This window comes from Gloeothece verrucosa PCC 7822 (assembly GCF_000147335.1).
Taxonomy (GTDB): Bacteria; Cyanobacteriota; Cyanobacteriia; order Cyanobacteriales; family Microcystaceae; genus Gloeothece; species Gloeothece verrucosa.
In genome coordinates this window covers 306,875-324,396 of the sequence record NC_014533.1, presented here as the reverse complement: position 1 = coordinate 324,396, position 17,522 = coordinate 306,875, and the positions used below count along the sequence as shown (strand labels likewise).

The following is a 17,522-nucleotide window of genomic DNA, read 5'->3' as shown; positions in this document are numbered from 1 at the left end:
ATTAAGGTTGGGTATCCTTCTAAAAGCCCAACCTATCCTCAAAAATTTTTTCACTTCAATAAAAACTATCCCCACTAACAACCATGAACTCAACACACAAAAGCTTGCGGCAGCAATTACGTTTAATACACATTCTCGCATCAGCGATTTTAGGTATCTATTTATATTCCCCTTGGCATACCAGCCATACTCTCAGACTCGCTATGACCTTTGCTATCCTGCCTATTTTGACTTTAACGGGGTTATGGATGTGGCAAGGACATAAAATTACTAAGTGGCTAAAACCCCAAAAAACCCCTTCTGCTGTGAATAACTCCTAAATGATTGTATGTCATCCTGAGTGAAGGGAACAGGGAACACTTCGACAAGCTCAGTGCAAGCAGGGAACAGGGAACAGGAAAGGCTTTCAAGGCTTTTACATTTCTTAACACTTCCCTGTCATCCTGAGTGAAACGAAGGATCTCTGTTAAAACTTAGGCACCGTAACCAAAATTTATGGGTTTGAGATTGTTCGCAAGGCTCACAATGACATAAGCTGCAAGTCCCTGAAAAACACTTTGCACCTTTGCGCGAAAAAAATTTTCAAAAATTTCCGAAAAAGCCCCAACTCATTTTGTAATTTAAACTAATCGAAAACAACACAACGACCAATGAACATTAATCAAGCATCAGAATACGATATCATCATAATGGGTGCAGGATTCGCCGGATTATGCCAAGCCCGACACTTAATGCTCAAAATTCCCCACATTAAAATAGCTTTAATTGATCCGCGTCCAGAAGACCGCACAGAAGCCGATCAAAAAATCGGAGAATCTACCGTAGAAATGGCGGCACTTTTAATCGGAAAAGAACTCGGCTTATATGACTACATGATTGACAATCATCCGCCGAAAATGGGATTAAACTTTCACTGGCCAAAACAACCCAAATCCACCGAAAATCTAGAAGACTATTATCACATTTGGATCAATCGCCAGCCGCCCATTCCCACCTTTCAAATGCACCGCCCTAAATTTGAGCGAGATTTGCTCAGAATGAATAAAGAAATGGGCATAGAATTTTACAATGGACGAGTGCAGGATGTAGAAATAAATTCCAACAATCAACCGCACGTCGTTAAAGTAAAACTGAATAACGGAGACTACATAAACTTAACAGCAAAACATTTAATCGATGCAGCAGGCCGTCAATTTATCCTAGGACGCAAAACCGATAACGTCATTTTTGAACCAGAAGCCCTAAAAGGAATAAAAACCGGATCAGCATGGGTGAGAATCAAAAATATAGACAGAAGCATTTTTCATAACGGTTATGACCCCGAAAATAGTGTGGTGAGTCATTATTATGCTACCAATCACTTTTTTGGTCATGGTCATTGGCTGTGGATGATTCCTATTAGCCAAGAAAATCAAGAAGTTTCTTTAGGAATTATTCACCATCATGATGTAATTGATGGAAAGCAAATTAATTCTCGAGAAAAATTTGAAGCCTTTTTAAAATCTAATCATAAAGTCTTGTATGATTTAATCAAAAGTGGAGAATTAGTAGACTTTCACTACTGGCCGCGCATCGCTCATACCAGTAAAACTTTATTCTCTCAAGATAACTGGTATGTAATTGGGGATTCAGCTTGTATTTTTGATGCTTTTTACTCTCTCGGTACGAGTATGATTGCTGTGGCCATTGAGAGTGTCACAGAAATTATTCGCGCTAAACTAGCAGGAGAAGCCAATGCAGAACAAAAACGGTCAGCATACAATGAATTTAACCTAACCTTCATCAATGCAGTCAATACCTTTGTTAGCCAGCACACAAAACAACTCGGTAATGCAAGCATCATGAGTTGGCGAATTTATTTTGAGTATATGTGGTGGTTTGGGATATTAGTCCCCATGTATCTTGGTAAATGGCATTTAGACATTAACTTTATCCGAGAGTTTTTAGGTCCTTTCCGAAACTTCCTCAATGGATTAATTCCAGATGTTTATCAGCAGTTGAATCAACTGGTAGAGAAAAAAGTCAATCTAGGTTTAATGGATGCAATACGAGCCGATCAATTAGTAGGTAATTATTACACGTTTAAACATTTTGATGATTTTCTGGAAAATGCCAAACTCGAACCGCAACGCTGCAACATTTCTGGGAGTATGAAATACACCTTGTTTTACGTGGCTATTTGGTACATCAAATTTCAGTGGAAAGGATTTGGAATTAGCGGCGTAATAAATCCGAAAAACATCGGTCACGTTGTGTATCTATTATCATTGAGTGCTTTATCCGCTTTAGGGGAACTCAAATATAAAATTCAAACTCGCGATTTACCCAGCAATACAGAGGTTGAGAAAATGCGTGAAGAGTTCAAAGAGTATCAATATCAACCCGAGTTGCAACCCTGGTAAATTGAATTTCAACCTTACAATTTTAAATGATTTATCCCAAGTGTTTAGGAGTTAACAATGGAACCCAATCAATTCTCAAATTACGATGTTATTATCATGGGAGCCGGTTTAGCTGGTTTATGTCAAGCGAGACACCTCAAATTAAATATTCCCAACATTAAAATTGCTCTGATTGATTTTCGTCCCGAAGATAGGGACCCTGTTAAAGATTTAAAAATTGGTGAATCAACAGTAGAAATCGCGGCATTATTTCTCTCCAAAGATTTAGGACTACATGAATACTTAATCGAAAATCATCTCCCCAAACATGGATTAAACTTTCACTGGCCAAAAAATCCTCAAAAGACTGACACCATTAACGACTATTTCCACATTTGGACAAACCGCAATTTACCCCTCCCTTCATTTCAAATTAACCGTTCTAAATTAGAGCGTGATTTGCTAAAAATGAATAAAGAAATGGGCATAACCTTTATTCAAGGTCGCGTGATAGATGTAGAGTTAACGGCTGGTGAAGCGTTAAATATTGTCAAAGTCAAAATTGGCGAAACTTATCAAGAATTAAGTGCTAAACATCTTGTAGATGCGGCTGGACGTAAATTCATTATCGGACAAAAGACGGATAACTTACTGTTCGGTCCAGAAAATTTATTAGGACTTAATAATGGTTCCGCCTGGATGCGGATTAAAAATGTAGATCGGACGATATTTCATAGCGGCTATGATCCCTTAAACAGTTCAGCCAGCCATTATTACGGAACCAACCACTTTTTTGGGGAGGGTTATTGGATCTGGATGATACCTATCGATAAAGACCCTATGGAAGTTTCAATTGGTATTGTTCATCATCATCATAAATTGCCTGGTGAACTGATAAAAAATCCTGAGAAATTTCTCGAATTTCTGAAAGCTAACCAAACGGTTTTATATAACTTTATTCAGAGTGGAGAACAGGAAGATTTTAACTATTGGCCAAGAATTGCTCATCGTAGCAAAATGATGTTTTCTCCTGATAACTGGTATGTCATTGGCGATGCGGCATATATTTTAGATGCGTTTTATTCCTATGGTTCTAGTACCATTGCTATCGCGGTAGAAAGTGTTACCGAAATTATTCGCGCTAAACTGGCACAAGAACCCGATGCCGAACAAAAACGAGCCGCTTATAATGACTTTAATTTATCCTTTGCTCATAGCGTCAATACGCTTTACAGAGGACACGATAATCAATTAGGTAATGCTAGTGTGATGAGTTGGCGAGTGTACTTTGAATATATGTGGTGGTTTGGCTTACAAGTTCCTATGTATATTGGAAAATGGCACTTAGACCTCACTTACATTCCGATCTTTTTAAAAGCTTTAAATGGCAGTATTGACAGTTTGATGTTAGATTTATGTAAACAATTTAATCAATTAGCCGAAGAAAAAGCTAATATAGGGTTAATGGATTTCTACCGAACCGAGCAATTTATCTGGCAATATTATCCGCTTAAACACTACGATGATTTTGTCGAAAATGCTAAGTATGAACCTCGTCGCTGTAACGTTTTTGCTGGTTTAAAATCCACCTGTTTTTATGCCGCTATTTGGTATATCACCTTCCAAGTAAAAGCCTTTGGACTTAAAAAATTATTCACACTCAAAAACTTAAAGCACGTTGTTAAACTATTAGCCTTATCACTTCAAGGTGCTATCGGTGAATTAATCTATAAATCAAAAATTCGCGGACTTCCTAGCAACAGCGAAATAGAACAAATGCGGCAAGATTTCAAAACCTATCGCTATCAACCTCAACTGCAACCTTGGACAGTTAAGTCAAAAGAAACTCTAGAAGTAAGCCAGGAAAACTCAGCTAAAATACCTGCACTATCTCAAAACTAGACGTTTAAAGCATAAAACAGCCTAAGCAACATTCTTTAACTCGCCTCAACAAACAAAGTTTTTCTCAACAGCAATAAACAAAAATGCAACCCTTATTCAGCCATCTTTTAAAAGGATTAATTCGTCCTCCCCCCTCATCTAAAAAAAACCATTTTATTATCTCTTTTCGTTCTTTACATCTTAGCCAAAAACAAAACAAAAACACATTCACATTTTAGGTACAAAACAATGCAAAACACACAACTTCAAGAATTCGATGTCGTCATTATGGGTGCAGGTTTCGCTGGTATTTGCCAAGCACGTCATCTCATGTTAACCATCCCCAATCTCAAGATTGCACTCATTGATCCTCGTCCCGAAGATCGTCAAGATAAAGACATGAAAATTGGGGAATCTACCGTAGAAATAGCCGCGCTTTTCATCTCGAAAGATTTGGGATTACATGAATACATGATTGAGCATCATACTCCCAAACATGGCTTACATTTTCACTGGCCAAAAAACATCACTAACACTCAAACTTTAGATGACTATTATCATGCCTGGTCTAACCGCTCTACTGCTATTCCTACCTTTCACATGAACCGGGCAAAATTTGAACGGGATGTCCTAAAAATGGTTAAAGAAATGGGGGTTACTTTCTATAATGGTCGGGTAGTTGATGTTGACTTAACCCCCGGTGATAACCCTCACTTAGTTACCGTAAAACTGGGAGAAGAAAAATTCCAGTTAAAAGCTAAACATCTGATTGATGCAGGCGGACGGAATTTTATCATCGGTCGTAAAACTGATAACATTATCAATGATGTCGATAATTTATTTGGTGTTAATACCGGTACCGCTTGGATACGAGTCAGAAATATAGACCGCAATGTATTTGATAGTGGTTATCATCCTTTAAGGGCTTCTAGCAGTACCTATTATGCCACTAATCATTTCTTTGGTCATGGTCATTGGCTGTGGATGATTCCTAGTGATAGCGAAACGATGGAATTATCGATTGGTGTTATTCATCATCATGATGTTATTCCCGCTAATTCAGTCAACACGGAAGAAAAATTCTATGAGTTTCTCAAAGCTAATCACACCCTTTTATATGATTTAATTCAAAGTGGAGAAAATGTGGATTTTCATTACCGTCCTAAAGTCGCTTATAAGAGTAAAACGATGTTTTCTCCTGATAACTGGTATGTGATGGGAGATGCGGCTTATATATTCGATGCTTTTTACTCTTATGGAACTAGCACTATCGCCTTAGCCATTGAATCTGTGACAGAAATTATTCGTGCTAAGTTGGCTGGTGAACCTGATGCGGCTAAAAAACAGGAACTATATAACAAGTTTAATTTAACTTATGCGGATAATGTTAACTACATTATGCGTGATCATAAAAAGCAATTAGGTCATGCTAGTGTCATGAGTTGGCGGATTTATTTTGAATATATGTGGTGGTTTGGGCTTCATGTACCTATGTATGTTGGAAAATGGCATTTAGACCCCACTTTTGTCGAACAGTTTGTTCAACGAGTTCCTGGTAATCTCAATACTCTTTTTGCAGATATTTATAATCAGTTGAATGAGTTAGTGGATCGTAATGCTAATATTGGGCTGATGGATTGTTATCGGGCAGATCAATTAATTTTCGGTTATCACACGCTTAAACATTTCGATCATTTCTTAGAAAATACTAAGTTTGAACCCCGGCGCTGTAATGTTTTTGCTGACATGAAACATACTTACTTTTTTGTTGCTATCTGGTATGTATTATTTCAGTGGAAAGGTTTCGGACTTTCTGGAGTGTTAAACCCGCGTCATATTTATCAATTCTGTCGTTTATTGTGGTTGTCTGCTAAAGCCGCTATTGCTGAACGAGTTTATAAGTCCAAAATCAAAGGAGTGCCTAATAACACTGAAATTGAACAGATGCGCGAAGAGTTTAAGAGTTATCGCTATCAACCGGAGTTACAACCTTGGAAAACTCAAGTATCTACCGTAAAAACTGATGAATTGATGGAGGTAGAAAAAGAATTAGTTCATCGCTAAAAAGGTACAAAGGAAGGGAGAAAAGGCAATAATTAACAGAGAGATGGTTAGAAAATTAAGTAATTTGTTAATCATTACACAAGTCTAACCTCTCTACCATAAAAAAATTATAAAATTTATTTCCTCCTTTCTCTTTTCTTTTTCTTCTCTTTTGTTTGGTAATATTGATGCAAAACTTAGATAGGACTGTTAGAAAATGATAGCCGCTTCTCAATTTACACCTTCTAATTATGCTTGGGCAAAAGCCTTTAGTCATTCTGCTACTGAATTTGGGCCTTCTGTGTTACCCATTATTACAGGTGAAATTCCTCAAGGATTACGCGGTTCTTTTTATCGTAACGGACCTGGATGTTTAGAACGCGGACAAGAAAGAATTTATCATTGGTTTGATGGGGATGGGGCAATTTTAGCGGTACATTTTACTGATGAGGGGGCTACAGGAATTTATCGTTATGTACAAACCCAAGCTTATCAAGCAGAAGAAAAAGCGGCTAAGTTCTTTTTTGGTAGTTATGGGCGCACTCCTAAAGGTTCTATCTGGAATCAGTTAACTCTGCCGGTTAAAAATAATGCTAATTCGGGAGTATTGGCGCTTGATGATTGTCTTTTGGCACTTTGGGAAGCGGGCGCGCCTTATGCTTTAAATCCGAAAACGTTAGAAACTTTAGGTTTAGATAAGCGGCTGGGTTTAAAAGAAGATGACCCCTATTCCACTCATCCAAAACAAGACCCAGAAAGCGGTGATATTTATAATTTTGGGGTTCGTTTTGGTCCGAAAGGAAGTTTGATGCTTTACCGGAGTGATGCCACCGGAAAAATTCAACAAAAAGGACAAGTTTCTCTAGATGGTTTACCTTTGATTCATGATTTTGTATTGACTAAAAACTATCTAATTTTTTTCATTCCTCCAGTGCGTTTAAATTTATTCCCTTTTCTGGCTAAACAAAAAAGTTTTAGTGATTGTTTAGCTTGGCAACCGAAAAAAGGGATGCAAATTTTGGTGATTGATCGTCAAAAATTTACTGTGGTGAGTCAAGGAATAACTGAACCTTGGTTTCAGTGGCGTTTTGGTAATGCTTATGAAGACCAAGATGGAACAGTGGTAATTGATATTCTTCGCTATGATGATTTTAGAATTAATCAGTTTCTTCAAGAAGTTTGTCATGGGAATCCCCAAACGCCTCCTATAGGAAGTCTGTGGCAGATGCGGCTTGATCCCAAAACGGCTAAATTATTAGCTCAACAAAAATTAGTTTCTGAGTCTTGTGAATATCCTACCTTTGCTCCTCATTTACTCGGTAAACCTTGCCGCTATACTTATTTATCTTTAATTGAGGAAAAGTTCCCTAAAACGATTGGATGTTTTGATCAGCAAACAGGAATATTAACTAAAGCTGATTTAGGGATGAATTGTTATCCGGTTAGTCCCATTTATGCACCTGATAAAAATGATCGGGAAAAAGGATGGATTTTGACAGAGGTTTTTGATGGAGAGCAGGTTAAGAGTGAAGTTTGGATTTTTGATGCTTTGGCATTAGAAAAAGGTCCGGTTTGCCGATTGGCTTTACCGAAAGTTGTTCCCTTTGGTTTTCATGGTACTTGGAAAGCGGCTTAAAAATTTTAATAGGGAACAGGGAACAGAAAGGCTTTTACCTTTCTTAACATAATGTACACGGAGTGGCGCGGAGCTAGGCTTTATTGATGTTTAGGTACTTACTACTCAACTTGAAACAAGGAGATTTTGAATTATGCAAGCTAATGTTACTATTCCATCTAACTTTATTTCTGATATATCAGAATTGAAAAAAGGACTAAATCGAATCGGAGTTAATCTTTCTGAACTTCATTTGAATCAATTATATTCAGGAGAATCAGTGTCTTTAGAACATCTGGAGTTAAGTCAAATTGGCTCAATTTTTATTCTTGTATCGGCTGTTTCTGCGGTTCATTCAGGTCGTAGTAAACAACAAATTACTTTTAAAGATTTACCAAAATCAGTTCAAGAATGTGCAGATTGTTCTGGAGTTCCTATTTATTGTTGGTTCCGAACTGAACATCAAAAGTCTTGCCTTTATTTTACTTTAATAGATGGTAAACCGGCCATCCGTGCTTGCCATAGAGTTTGTCCAAAGTCTATTTAAGTCTAAATTTTAGCCGCCTACAAAATAAGATTTAGCGGTCTGTTAGAGAAATTTGGGTGATGTTATGAAATTTAGCAAATTTTTTGAGCAATTGATTTTAAATAAACAATTGACTTTTGATGATACTGGTTGTTTGAGGGGCGGGTGGGCGGGATGGGTTTTTAGGCGTTAGGAGTTAAAAATCAGGAGCATACTCAATCAGTTTTTCTTGTGTTTTTTTTTAATATTCCTTTAGAGGGATGATCTTTTCTAAATTTATGATAAAAAAGCTAAGTAAACAAGATTTAGTATCTACTCTAATTTTACTCATAATTCGTCTAAAACCATAAGTTAAACATTTTCTTGATGGTATCCGAAAAATCGAGCAAAAATGAATATTTAATAGATAATTTCGGGTAATCATCATTTAATAAACAGATTCTCAAGTTAATCCCTTTATTTTTTGAGGCATGAAAAATGATTAAACAACTTGTCGGAATAGGAATTAGCAGTTTAACCGTTTTAACTGTATTTAATTTCCCTAAAGCGGCTCAGGCGGCTGCTCTGGCTTGTCCACCGGGTGTTAATTGGGTTAGTAATTGTACGAGTGGTTCTTTTCAATTTGAAAGCAATATTCTTTTGAATTTGGATATTAAGCCTGAATTTTTACCTCCTGGCTTGCCTACAACGGTCTTTCCTACTCATATTAAAGGACCCAGAAGTATTGCTATCGGAACACCTGTTGATGCTATCCAAAACGATCCTGTATTGGGGAATGTGGGAACAGTGGATGGAAAATTAGATGTGGTTAGAACGGAAACTTATGTGAGTGTTGCGAAAGGACAACCAGTTTTTTTAATGGGTAAAACTGTTACTGTTGTTACTGGGGATGGCGTTCCGGATTTAACCCCTACTCCTGCGGGTAGCACACCTCCTTATGTATCCCTATCGGCATCCGAATATATTAAACAAAGAACAGATGATCCGACTTTAGCCGATCAAGTTTTTGAGCTTTTTATTGAAGCACAGGGAACTAATGAAGGGGTTCTGCGAAACAAAACGCCGCTAATTTTGCGTTCTTCTACTCCTTTAACCCAATTTCCTTTTATCAATTCCATTGATTTTATCAGCACGGATATTACTACTCTCTATAGTGCTGGTCCTGATGGTCAATTTTGGACTGGGGATGAGATTGCAGTAGCTAATTTGACTCCTAATGCTCAGGGAGCATCGGCTGTCCTCAATTTAAGGGCGGTTCCTGAACCTTCAAATGTGGTGAGTGTAGTCGGGTTTGGTTTAGCTTTAGGATTTTTAGCCAAGTCTAAAATGATGAAAAAAGGCTAAAACTTGCTCATCAATAAAATTTCACTCTTTAAAGAACTTAGATTCTTTTAAAGCGTCCGTCTGTTGCTATCCCCTTGCTGTAGCTGTGAATTTGAATTATTATCCACCTTGGATAAGTTGAATCAAAAATCTGCTTTTTGTCGTCTAGATATTACATTTTAAGGGAAAGAGTCATGCTCAAAAAAGTTTATCAAACAGGAATGGCAACTATTTTATTAGGAGCTTCTTTAGTTTTAGCAAAAGCTAACACGGCGCAAGCTGTTACTTTTGTGGATAATACATTTAATCAAGCTTCGCCTGTAGGCGGCTTGGGGCTTTGTGCTAATTTTTTTAGTAATTGTACACCTTCGGGTTCGGCCATCGGTACTACTGATTTACCTGAGTTTACTGTTGTCAATGATTCTCCCTATATAATTAATGGCTTTTTAGTCAAAATTTTAACACCCGATACTGAATGGAGAACTGTTACTTCGGATATTTTCCCAAATATTAATATCTCTTCAGATAAAAAAGAACTTCGTTTTAGTGGTGCGACAATTGGGTTCGGTGAGGCATGGAAGGCTTTGACGGTTCCCAATGATGGTAAGGTAGTGGCTTTAGAAATTAGTTTTACAGCCGTTCCTGAACCGAAAACTATTTTAGGATCGATCGCTTTTGGCTCTTTTCTTGTGGTGTCTACTCTGCTAAAAGCCAAAAAGAATAAAACTAATAATTCATAAAGACGAGTGTGGGTATTGTGGGGAGAAATGTCTCAAATTCTGGCTAAAATTAAAAATTGTATAGTCTATTTACAGATTTAGTTAAGTTGGAATGCTCCTCACCAATTACTCTTTTTTAAGATTGTGCAAAATGGAAATCTACGCAGTGGCCGTGTTAATTATTATCGTTCTGTTGCTATTAACAGGAATTATTTATCAACGAATTAGTCTTGATAGAGAGACTCGACATGATCCGCCTCCGGGAAGGTTAGTTGATGTGGGTGGTTATAAACTTCATCTCAATTGTGTTGGTCAAGGTAGTCCTACAGTGATTATGGACTATGGACTCGGGGGTTTATCTCCTTTATGGGGTTTAATTGAGCCGCAAGTTGCTCAATGGACTCAAGTCTGTACTTATGATCGGGCGGGTTATGGGTGGAGTGATCCGAGTCAGTTTCCTCGTACCAGTGAACAAATGGTCGAAGAATTGCATCGTTTATTAACGCAAGCTGAGATTAATCCTCCCTATATTTTAGTCGGGCATTCTCTCGGTGGGCTAAATATGCGGCTTTTTGCTAGTTTATATCCTGAACAAGTGGCTGGACTGGTTTTGGTGGATGCTGTGCCAGCTAATGTTTATTCGCGTTTATCTCCGGTTTTTGCGAAAAATATGGGGCAAATTCGCAGTTTATTTGGGCGTTTAGTTTGGGTTTCTCGTTTGGGTTTATTGCGGCTTTCTGTTCAATGGTTAGGGTCTGCGGCTATGCCGGATTTTGTGAGGAAACTTCCGCCTCTGTTGCAAAATCGGGTAATTTCTCAGTTTGTTCCTCGAACTTTTCAAACGGCTATTGCTGAAAGTCAATTGCTCGAACAAAGCGCGGAAACGGTTAATCAAATTCAGTTTCCTAGAGATCTGCCTTTAGTGGTTTTATCTCAAGGTATTAATATGTTTTCTGATTCTACAGATAAAAAAGCTGGGTTAATTTGGCAAGAGTTACAGGCAGAAATGGCTCAATTGTCTACTCAAGGGTGTCTGAGAATTGCTAAAACCAGTGGGCATAATATTCATATTGATCAACCTGAGTTAGTGGTGGAAGCAATTAAAGAAGTTTTGACTAAGTCGGATATTCAGTTTAGGTGCGTTACGCTCCGCTAACACACCCTACGGGAGTTACGGGAGTTACTGGAGTTACTGGAGTTACTGTGAGGTTAGGGTGTAGGGGAATTGTGGGCGTTTTACAATTCTTTATACATAACAGTTGGTTTGAGCAGGAGTTGAGTTTAGGTGCGTTACGCTCCGCTAACACACCCTACGGGAGTTACGAGAGTTACGGGAGTTAGGAGTTACGGGAGTTTAGTTTTTTCTTCGGGAATTTTCTTTTTCCACTGTGTAGACGAAATAAAGAAAGACTGAAAGCTTGATTAAAAGTCTAAAGTTTTTGAAATTCTGTGCTTTTGGTTTTTTTAATCAAACTAGCCAATTAAAATCATAAGCTTATTTGCATTTTCTTCAATTATGCAAGAGGTTTAATCTCTGCATTTTATCAATGGGTTAATTCCCTTATAACTGCTGAATTTTGTTGAAACTTCAATAATCATGGTTAAATCCCAATTTTTTGTTAAGCCTACTGGCTGGATCACAACTGTTGCTTTATTAACTGCTACTCTCTGTACTGGCGCAGTCACGACTTATACCTTGCTACAGTATAAAGCGCCCCGTAAAACGGTGGTGGCGGCTCCTTCTGTTACTTCAACTCCTATCCCTAAAATAGCGGCTTTGGGATATTTAGAACCTCGAGGAGAAGTGATTAAACTTTCTGCCCCTGCCCTTATGGAAGGCACAAGAGTAGACCAATTGCTTGTCAAACGGGGTGATTTAGTGAAAAAGGGTCAAGTTATTGCTATTTTAGATAACTATGCTCGTCTTCAAGCGGCTCTGACTCAAGCTCAAGCCCAGGTAGAAATTGCTCAATCTCGTTTGGCTCAAACTAAAGCGGGTGCTAAAAAAGGAGAAATTGCGGCTCAAGATGCACGTTTTGAGGGTTCGAGCGCTGAGTTACAAGGGCAAATTGCCATTCAAAAAGCGACTATTGCGAGTTTAGAAGCGCAACTGAAGGGAGAAAAATCTGCCCAGGAGGCAACTATCGAACGTACTAAAGCACAATTAATTAATGCTGATACCGACTGTAAACGCTATAAAATGCTGTTTGAGGATGGTGCTGTGTCTGAACAAGAACGAGATCGATTTTGTCTGCAAGCGGATACCGCTTTAGCAACCTATACTGAAGCTCAAGCTAATCTTGAACGTATTACGACTACTTTGGAAGAAAAAATTACGGAAGCTAAGGCGAATTTACAAAGAACTGTTTTAACTTTAAATAAGAAGATCAAAGAAAATCAAGCTACTTTAAGTGCTGTCGAAGAAGTGCGCCCTGTGGATGTTAAAGTGGCTCAATCTGAATTAATTTCTGCTCAGGCTAATGTTAAAAAAGCGAAAGCGGATTTAGATTTAGCTTATGTACGGGCTTCTCGCGATGGACAAATTTTAAAAATTCATATTTGGCCTGGTGAATTAGTGAGTAATGAGGGCATTGTCGAATTAGGGCAAACGAGCCAAATGTATGTAAGAGCAGAGGTTTATGAAACTGATATTTATCGGGTTCATCTCGGACAAAAAGCCACGATCAAAAGTAATGGTGTGGTGGGTATTTTAAATGGGGTTGTGGATGAGATTGGTTTACAAATTGGCAAAAAAAATGTGTTTGGTACTGACCCGGTTGAAGATGCTGATGCTAGAGTGGTTGAGGTAAAAATTCGTCTTTCTCCTGAGTCTAGCCAAAAGGTTGCTGGTTTAACTAATTTACAAGTTAATGTGATTATCAATGCTTCAGATGTCAAAAAAGGGGTTTAAAAATGATGTTATTTACGTTTTTTAGGCTTCCTGCCGCTTGGTTACAGTTAAAGTATCAAAAAATCCGCTTAGTGGTTGCTTTAGCTGGTGTGGTTTTTGCTGTGGTGATTATATTTATGCAGCTAGGAATTCGAGATGCTCTTTTTAATAGTGCTGTTCGTCTTCATGAGGGTTTACAGGGCGATTGTTTTTTAATTAGTCCTCGTTCAACGGCTTTAATTGCTATGGAAAAGTTTCCAGAACGACGGCTTTTACAAGTTTTAGGCTTTGATGAGGTGGACTTTGTGAGTCCTATTTATCTGGATTTTGCTCAGTGGAAAAATCCGAACACGAAAAATTATTGGCGGAATATTTTTGTGATTGGCTATGACTTGAGAAATAAAGTTTTTGATTTTCCGGGTGTGGAGGATAAGGTTAATCAATTACAACTTGATGATACGGTTTTATTTGATAAAAATTCTCGCACTGAGTTTGGAACTGTGGCTCAAGATTTTTTAAAGAATCATACCGTTACTACTGAATTAAGTAATCGCGGCTCGAATCGAAAAATAGAGGTGGTTGGCTTGTTTGAATTAGGGACTTCTTTTGGTTCTGATGGAAATCTTATTACTAGCTATACGAATTTTTTAAGAATTTTTAATAATCGGAGTCGAGGTTTAATTGATATTGGTTTAATTAAATTAAACCCTAATGTTGACCGAGAAATTTTTATCAATAAGCTTAAAAAATATTTGCCGAATGATGTAAAAATTTTTTCTAAGCAGGAATTTATCAATTTTGAAAAAAATTACTGGCAAACCAGTACAGCTATTGGGTTTATCTTTAATTTAGGCGTTAGTTTAGGTATTATTGTGGGTGTGGTTGTTGTTTATCAAATTCTTTATACTAATGTATCTGAGCATCTTTCGGAATATGCAACCCTAAAAGCAATCGGTTATCATCATCGATATCTTTTATTAATGGTGGTGCAGCAGGCTTTTATCATTGCGATTTTAGGATTTATTCCTGGATTTATTATATCAGAGTTTCAATATTATTTTGCTAAACAATCTACTTTACTTCCTATACAAATGACGTTTGATAGAGCTATGTTTGTGTTTACTGTAACATTAGGAATGTGTCTCATTTCAGGTGCAACCGCCGTTAGAAAACTGAAACAAGCTGACCCGGCTGATATTTTTTAATAATAGGGAACAGGGAAGGCTTTTACATTTCTTAACATAATAAACTTTATTTATTTCCAGGTACTTACTTATGAAAACCATTGAAATTTCTAATCTCAATCATTATTTTGGTAAAAGCAATTTGAAAAAACAAGTTTTATTTAATATAAACTTGGATATATATGCTGGTGAAATTGTTATTTTAACGGGCCCCTCTGGCTCAGGAAAAACGACTTTACTTTCATTAATTGGAGGATTACGCTCTGTACAAGAAGGGAGTTTAAAACATTTGGGTAAAGAACTTAACGGCGCTACAGAAACAGAATTAGTGAGAGTTCGTCGTCAGATTGGCTATATATTTCAAGCTCATAATTTATTACCTTTTTTAACGGCGCGGCAAAATGTAGAAATGTCTATTCAACTTCATCAACATTTAAGTAATAAAGAAATACAGGAAAGAGCGAAATTCATATTACAAGAAGTGGGTTTAGGCAACCGAATTGACTACTATCCCGAAAGTCTTTCAGGGGGACAAAAGCAAAGGGTAGCTATTGCTCGTGCTTTAGTCACTCATCCTAAATTAGTTTTAGCTGATGAACCGACGGCGGCGTTAGATAGTAAAACTGGACGGGATGTAGTCAATTTGATGCAAACTTTAGCTAAAGAGCAAAAATGTACAATTTTGTTAGTGACTCATGATAATCGTATTCTAGATATTGCTGACCGTATTGTTCATATGGAAGACGGGGTGATGTTGTCTACTTCACTCAGTAAGTAGCTGTCACCAGGAAACCGAGAAATAGTTAAGTATTTAAGTTTCTGGATTTTGTTCTGTTTCATCTTCATCTTCAGAAGGCGGCTTATCTTTAGATTTTTTCTCAAATACAGTTAAACCTGCTTTATCAAGTTCTATTACTCCATCAGCATTAACTTGGGCAATTTTTCCTGAGAGGGCGGCTACCCATGATGAGTAAGAGTCCATTTTTTCCACTTGTTTTTGAACAGTTTTTCGGTTGAGGTCTGCTTTAACGACTACTCCGTTTTCTCCGGTGATTTGTAAGGTTACTTTTTTTCCAGTGGCAGGAATATCGGGACGAGTGGTAAATTTAACGCTAATTTCTGGGATTTTTCCGTCGAGCATAATCAGTGATGTTCCTGACTTATTTTGAGATTGTTTTCTTTTTTGAGTTTTTTTCTGATGAAGTTCTTCCACCATGATTTGAGACATTGGAGAAGCTTCTAATAAGTGAAGCTGTTTCCCTTCCCGAGCGGCGATAACTTGCCAGTAATCTCCTTTGTTGACTCTCGGCTCTAAGTATCCTAAGACAGTAATAAAGAAAGGTCTCCATAGAGGATGGTTTTCTCTGTAAGGTGGTATATTATTGCGCTCTAAACGTAAGGTTATACGGTTTCTCCAAATATTGTGTATTTGTCCACGTATCCGAAATCGATCTATTCTGGCACTGGCAGAAGACGGAGTTTCATCGCTTAAAGACGTTACATTTTTTAAGACTCTGCATTCTATGACTTGAAGCTGAAATAAATTACATTCACTATCAGTACGAAAATAAATTTTCCAAAGGTACGGTTTATCTGATTCAATTTGGTCTTGTTGTGAAGCTCTTATGATATTACTTCTCAATGATGTAGAAAGAACGGTCCCATCAGCCAAATGCAGTTCTCCTTGGTTGGGGATTTCATCATCTAACTTTAACAATCCCCATAAATACCCAAATGCCGAATATTCTATTGATGAAGTCTCTTCCGCTTGCGGTTTTGAAATAACTTCTGTCATGACCAATTTAAAAATAAACCATATTTTATTTTAGGCTAATTATACCTAATTTGTGGCTTGGTAGGGCGCTTAATAAAAATTTTACAGCAATTTCATATTATTTGCCCTATAATTCTGCTTATAAATCTTGTTAGCATTTTAAAGACTTGCAAGCAACGCCTCTACTTGTATTATACATATAAACGCTGTATATAAAAAAGCGTTTATTTTGATGGGCCCGTAACCCCTTTTGAAGGTAATTCCAGTCTCGTGTTGTATAATTGGCTTAATTGGGTGGTAATCAAACTGGTGGTAGCTGCGATGATGATAGTCACTAGCCAATGGGTAATCGCCTGAGCATTTCTTCTGCATAAGCCATTGGATTTATCGACTTTGGGGCGGCTACCTCTTGAGACTTACTGATGGCCTCTAATAAATGTTGTTCTAATAGTTCTGGATGTTTTTGATATTCAGCCGCTAATAAATTCGTCAAAATTAAATTTCCTGCGGCTTTAGATTGTGCGGCTTTGTGAATAGAGTCTAGCACTTGATCATTTTTCATGACTTGTTCAGTTTCAATCAGATGGGGCGAAGACTCCAGAAGGGTAGGAATTTCTTCGAGTTGTGGCGGCACATCCTGCACTAAAGTCTCTTCAACGCTTGCCACTACGGGTTGAGCTATGATGCTCACTACCGGAATTTGATAATTGTCGATGGGCTGGCCGGATAGTAAATATTCATGAAGTTGGTCTAATTGTTGTAGTTGTTCTGTAGTAAGCCAAGCTCCTTGATTTTTCTCTTTTATCGGTGTGATGTTTAAGTGCTTCTGTCTTTTATACACTTGAGACTGCCCAATATGGTAACGTGCTTGTAATTTTTTTGTGAGTGTGGTTATATTTTTGCTCTGTAGTTCTCTGGTCATGACTATTGTTTTCCTTTTTGACAATAAAGAATAATCTTGTAGGGACTGATGAGCTACCGATTCCAAGGGTGATAATTTCTGTAAGCCTTGTATCACCATGATTATAGAGATTTTAGCTTTTGGGATAGAAACGAATTTTTTTGAATCTCTAAGCCAATTTTTGGAGCAGCCATCAGCAAAACTGCTATATTTATTTAATATCTGCTTAATCCTCTAATTTTCTAGAGTAAATTTACGGATTTATTTAAAGGAGTTGGCTAACTA

The 17,522-nt window shown here is 37.5% G+C and carries 14 protein-coding genes; 12 read left to right on the top strand and 2 right to left on the bottom strand.

Annotated elements, in window-relative coordinates; all coding sequences use genetic code 11:
* Positions 1-83: 83 nt before the first annotated feature.
* The 12 genes from CYAN7822_RS36270 (at position 84) to CYAN7822_RS28490 (ending at position 15,340) form a co-directional block, all read left to right on the top strand.
* Entirely contained in the window at positions 84-320 is a 237-nt protein-coding gene (locus tag CYAN7822_RS36270) for a hypothetical protein (protein ID WP_013334443.1), read from the top strand.
* 330 nt (positions 321-650) lie between these two features.
* Positions 651-2,402 (top strand): NAD(P)/FAD-dependent oxidoreductase, encoded by a 1,752-nt coding sequence (locus tag CYAN7822_RS28540; protein WP_013334442.1) that lies wholly within the window; start codon positions 651-653, stop codon positions 2,400-2,402.
* Between the two features lie 57 nt (positions 2,403-2,459).
* On the top strand, positions 2,460-4,283 hold the full coding sequence (locus CYAN7822_RS28535; RefSeq protein ID WP_013334441.1) for an NAD(P)/FAD-dependent oxidoreductase: 1,824 nt from the start codon (positions 2,460-2,462) through the stop codon (positions 4,281-4,283).
* Between the two features lie 228 nt (positions 4,284-4,511).
* Positions 4,512-6,326: an NAD(P)/FAD-dependent oxidoreductase gene (locus tag CYAN7822_RS28530; protein WP_013334440.1), complete on the top strand. Its 1,815-nt coding sequence runs from the start codon at positions 4,512-4,514 to the stop codon at positions 6,324-6,326.
* A gap of 196 nt (positions 6,327-6,522) precedes the next feature.
* Positions 6,523-7,941, top strand: a complete 1,419-nt coding sequence (locus CYAN7822_RS28525; protein ID WP_013334439.1) for a carotenoid oxygenase family protein — start codon at positions 6,523-6,525, stop codon at positions 7,939-7,941.
* Positions 7,942-8,074: 133 nt separating this feature from the next.
* Positions 8,075-8,467: a hypothetical protein gene (locus tag CYAN7822_RS28520; RefSeq protein ID WP_013334438.1), complete on the top strand. Its 393-nt coding sequence runs from the start codon at positions 8,075-8,077 to the stop codon at positions 8,465-8,467.
* Between the two features lie 456 nt (positions 8,468-8,923).
* Positions 8,924-9,790: a hypothetical protein gene (locus CYAN7822_RS28515; protein WP_013334437.1), complete on the top strand. Its 867-nt coding sequence runs from the start codon at positions 8,924-8,926 to the stop codon at positions 9,788-9,790.
* A gap of 173 nt (positions 9,791-9,963) precedes the next feature.
* A complete protein-coding gene (locus tag CYAN7822_RS28510) occupies positions 9,964-10,509 on the top strand; it encodes a hypothetical protein (protein ID WP_013334436.1) in 546 nt (181 codons plus the stop codon).
* 130 nt (positions 10,510-10,639) lie between these two features.
* Positions 10,640-11,644, top strand: a complete 1,005-nt coding sequence (locus CYAN7822_RS28505; protein ID WP_041934163.1) for an alpha/beta fold hydrolase — start codon at positions 10,640-10,642, stop codon at positions 11,642-11,644.
* 441 nt (positions 11,645-12,085) lie between these two features.
* Positions 12,086-13,399: an ABC exporter membrane fusion protein gene (locus CYAN7822_RS28500; RefSeq protein ID WP_013334434.1), complete on the top strand. Its 1,314-nt coding sequence runs from the start codon at positions 12,086-12,088 to the stop codon at positions 13,397-13,399.
* Between the two features lie 2 nt (positions 13,400-13,401).
* Positions 13,402-14,583 carry an ABC transporter permease DevC gene (gene devC, locus CYAN7822_RS28495; protein WP_013334433.1) on the top strand — a complete coding sequence of 394 codons (1,182 nt, stop codon included), beginning with the start codon at positions 13,402-13,404 and terminating at the stop codon, positions 14,581-14,583.
* 70 nt (positions 14,584-14,653) lie between these two features.
* Positions 14,654-15,340, top strand: a complete 687-nt coding sequence (locus CYAN7822_RS28490; RefSeq protein WP_013334432.1) for a DevA family ABC transporter ATP-binding protein — start codon at positions 14,654-14,656, stop codon at positions 15,338-15,340.
* A gap of 33 nt (positions 15,341-15,373) precedes the next feature.
* Here the strand turns inward: CYAN7822_RS28490 and CYAN7822_RS35340 are convergent, their stop codons facing one another.
* Positions 15,374-16,357 carry a hypothetical protein gene (locus tag CYAN7822_RS35340; protein WP_013334431.1) on the bottom strand — a complete coding sequence of 328 codons (984 nt, stop codon included), beginning with the start codon at positions 16,355-16,357 and terminating at the stop codon, positions 15,374-15,376.
* 313 nt (positions 16,358-16,670) lie between these two features.
* On the bottom strand, positions 16,671-17,258 hold the full coding sequence (locus CYAN7822_RS28480) for a hypothetical protein (RefSeq protein WP_157871977.1): 588 nt from the start codon (positions 17,256-17,258) through the stop codon (positions 16,671-16,673).
* Positions 17,259-17,522 lie beyond the last annotated feature (264 nt).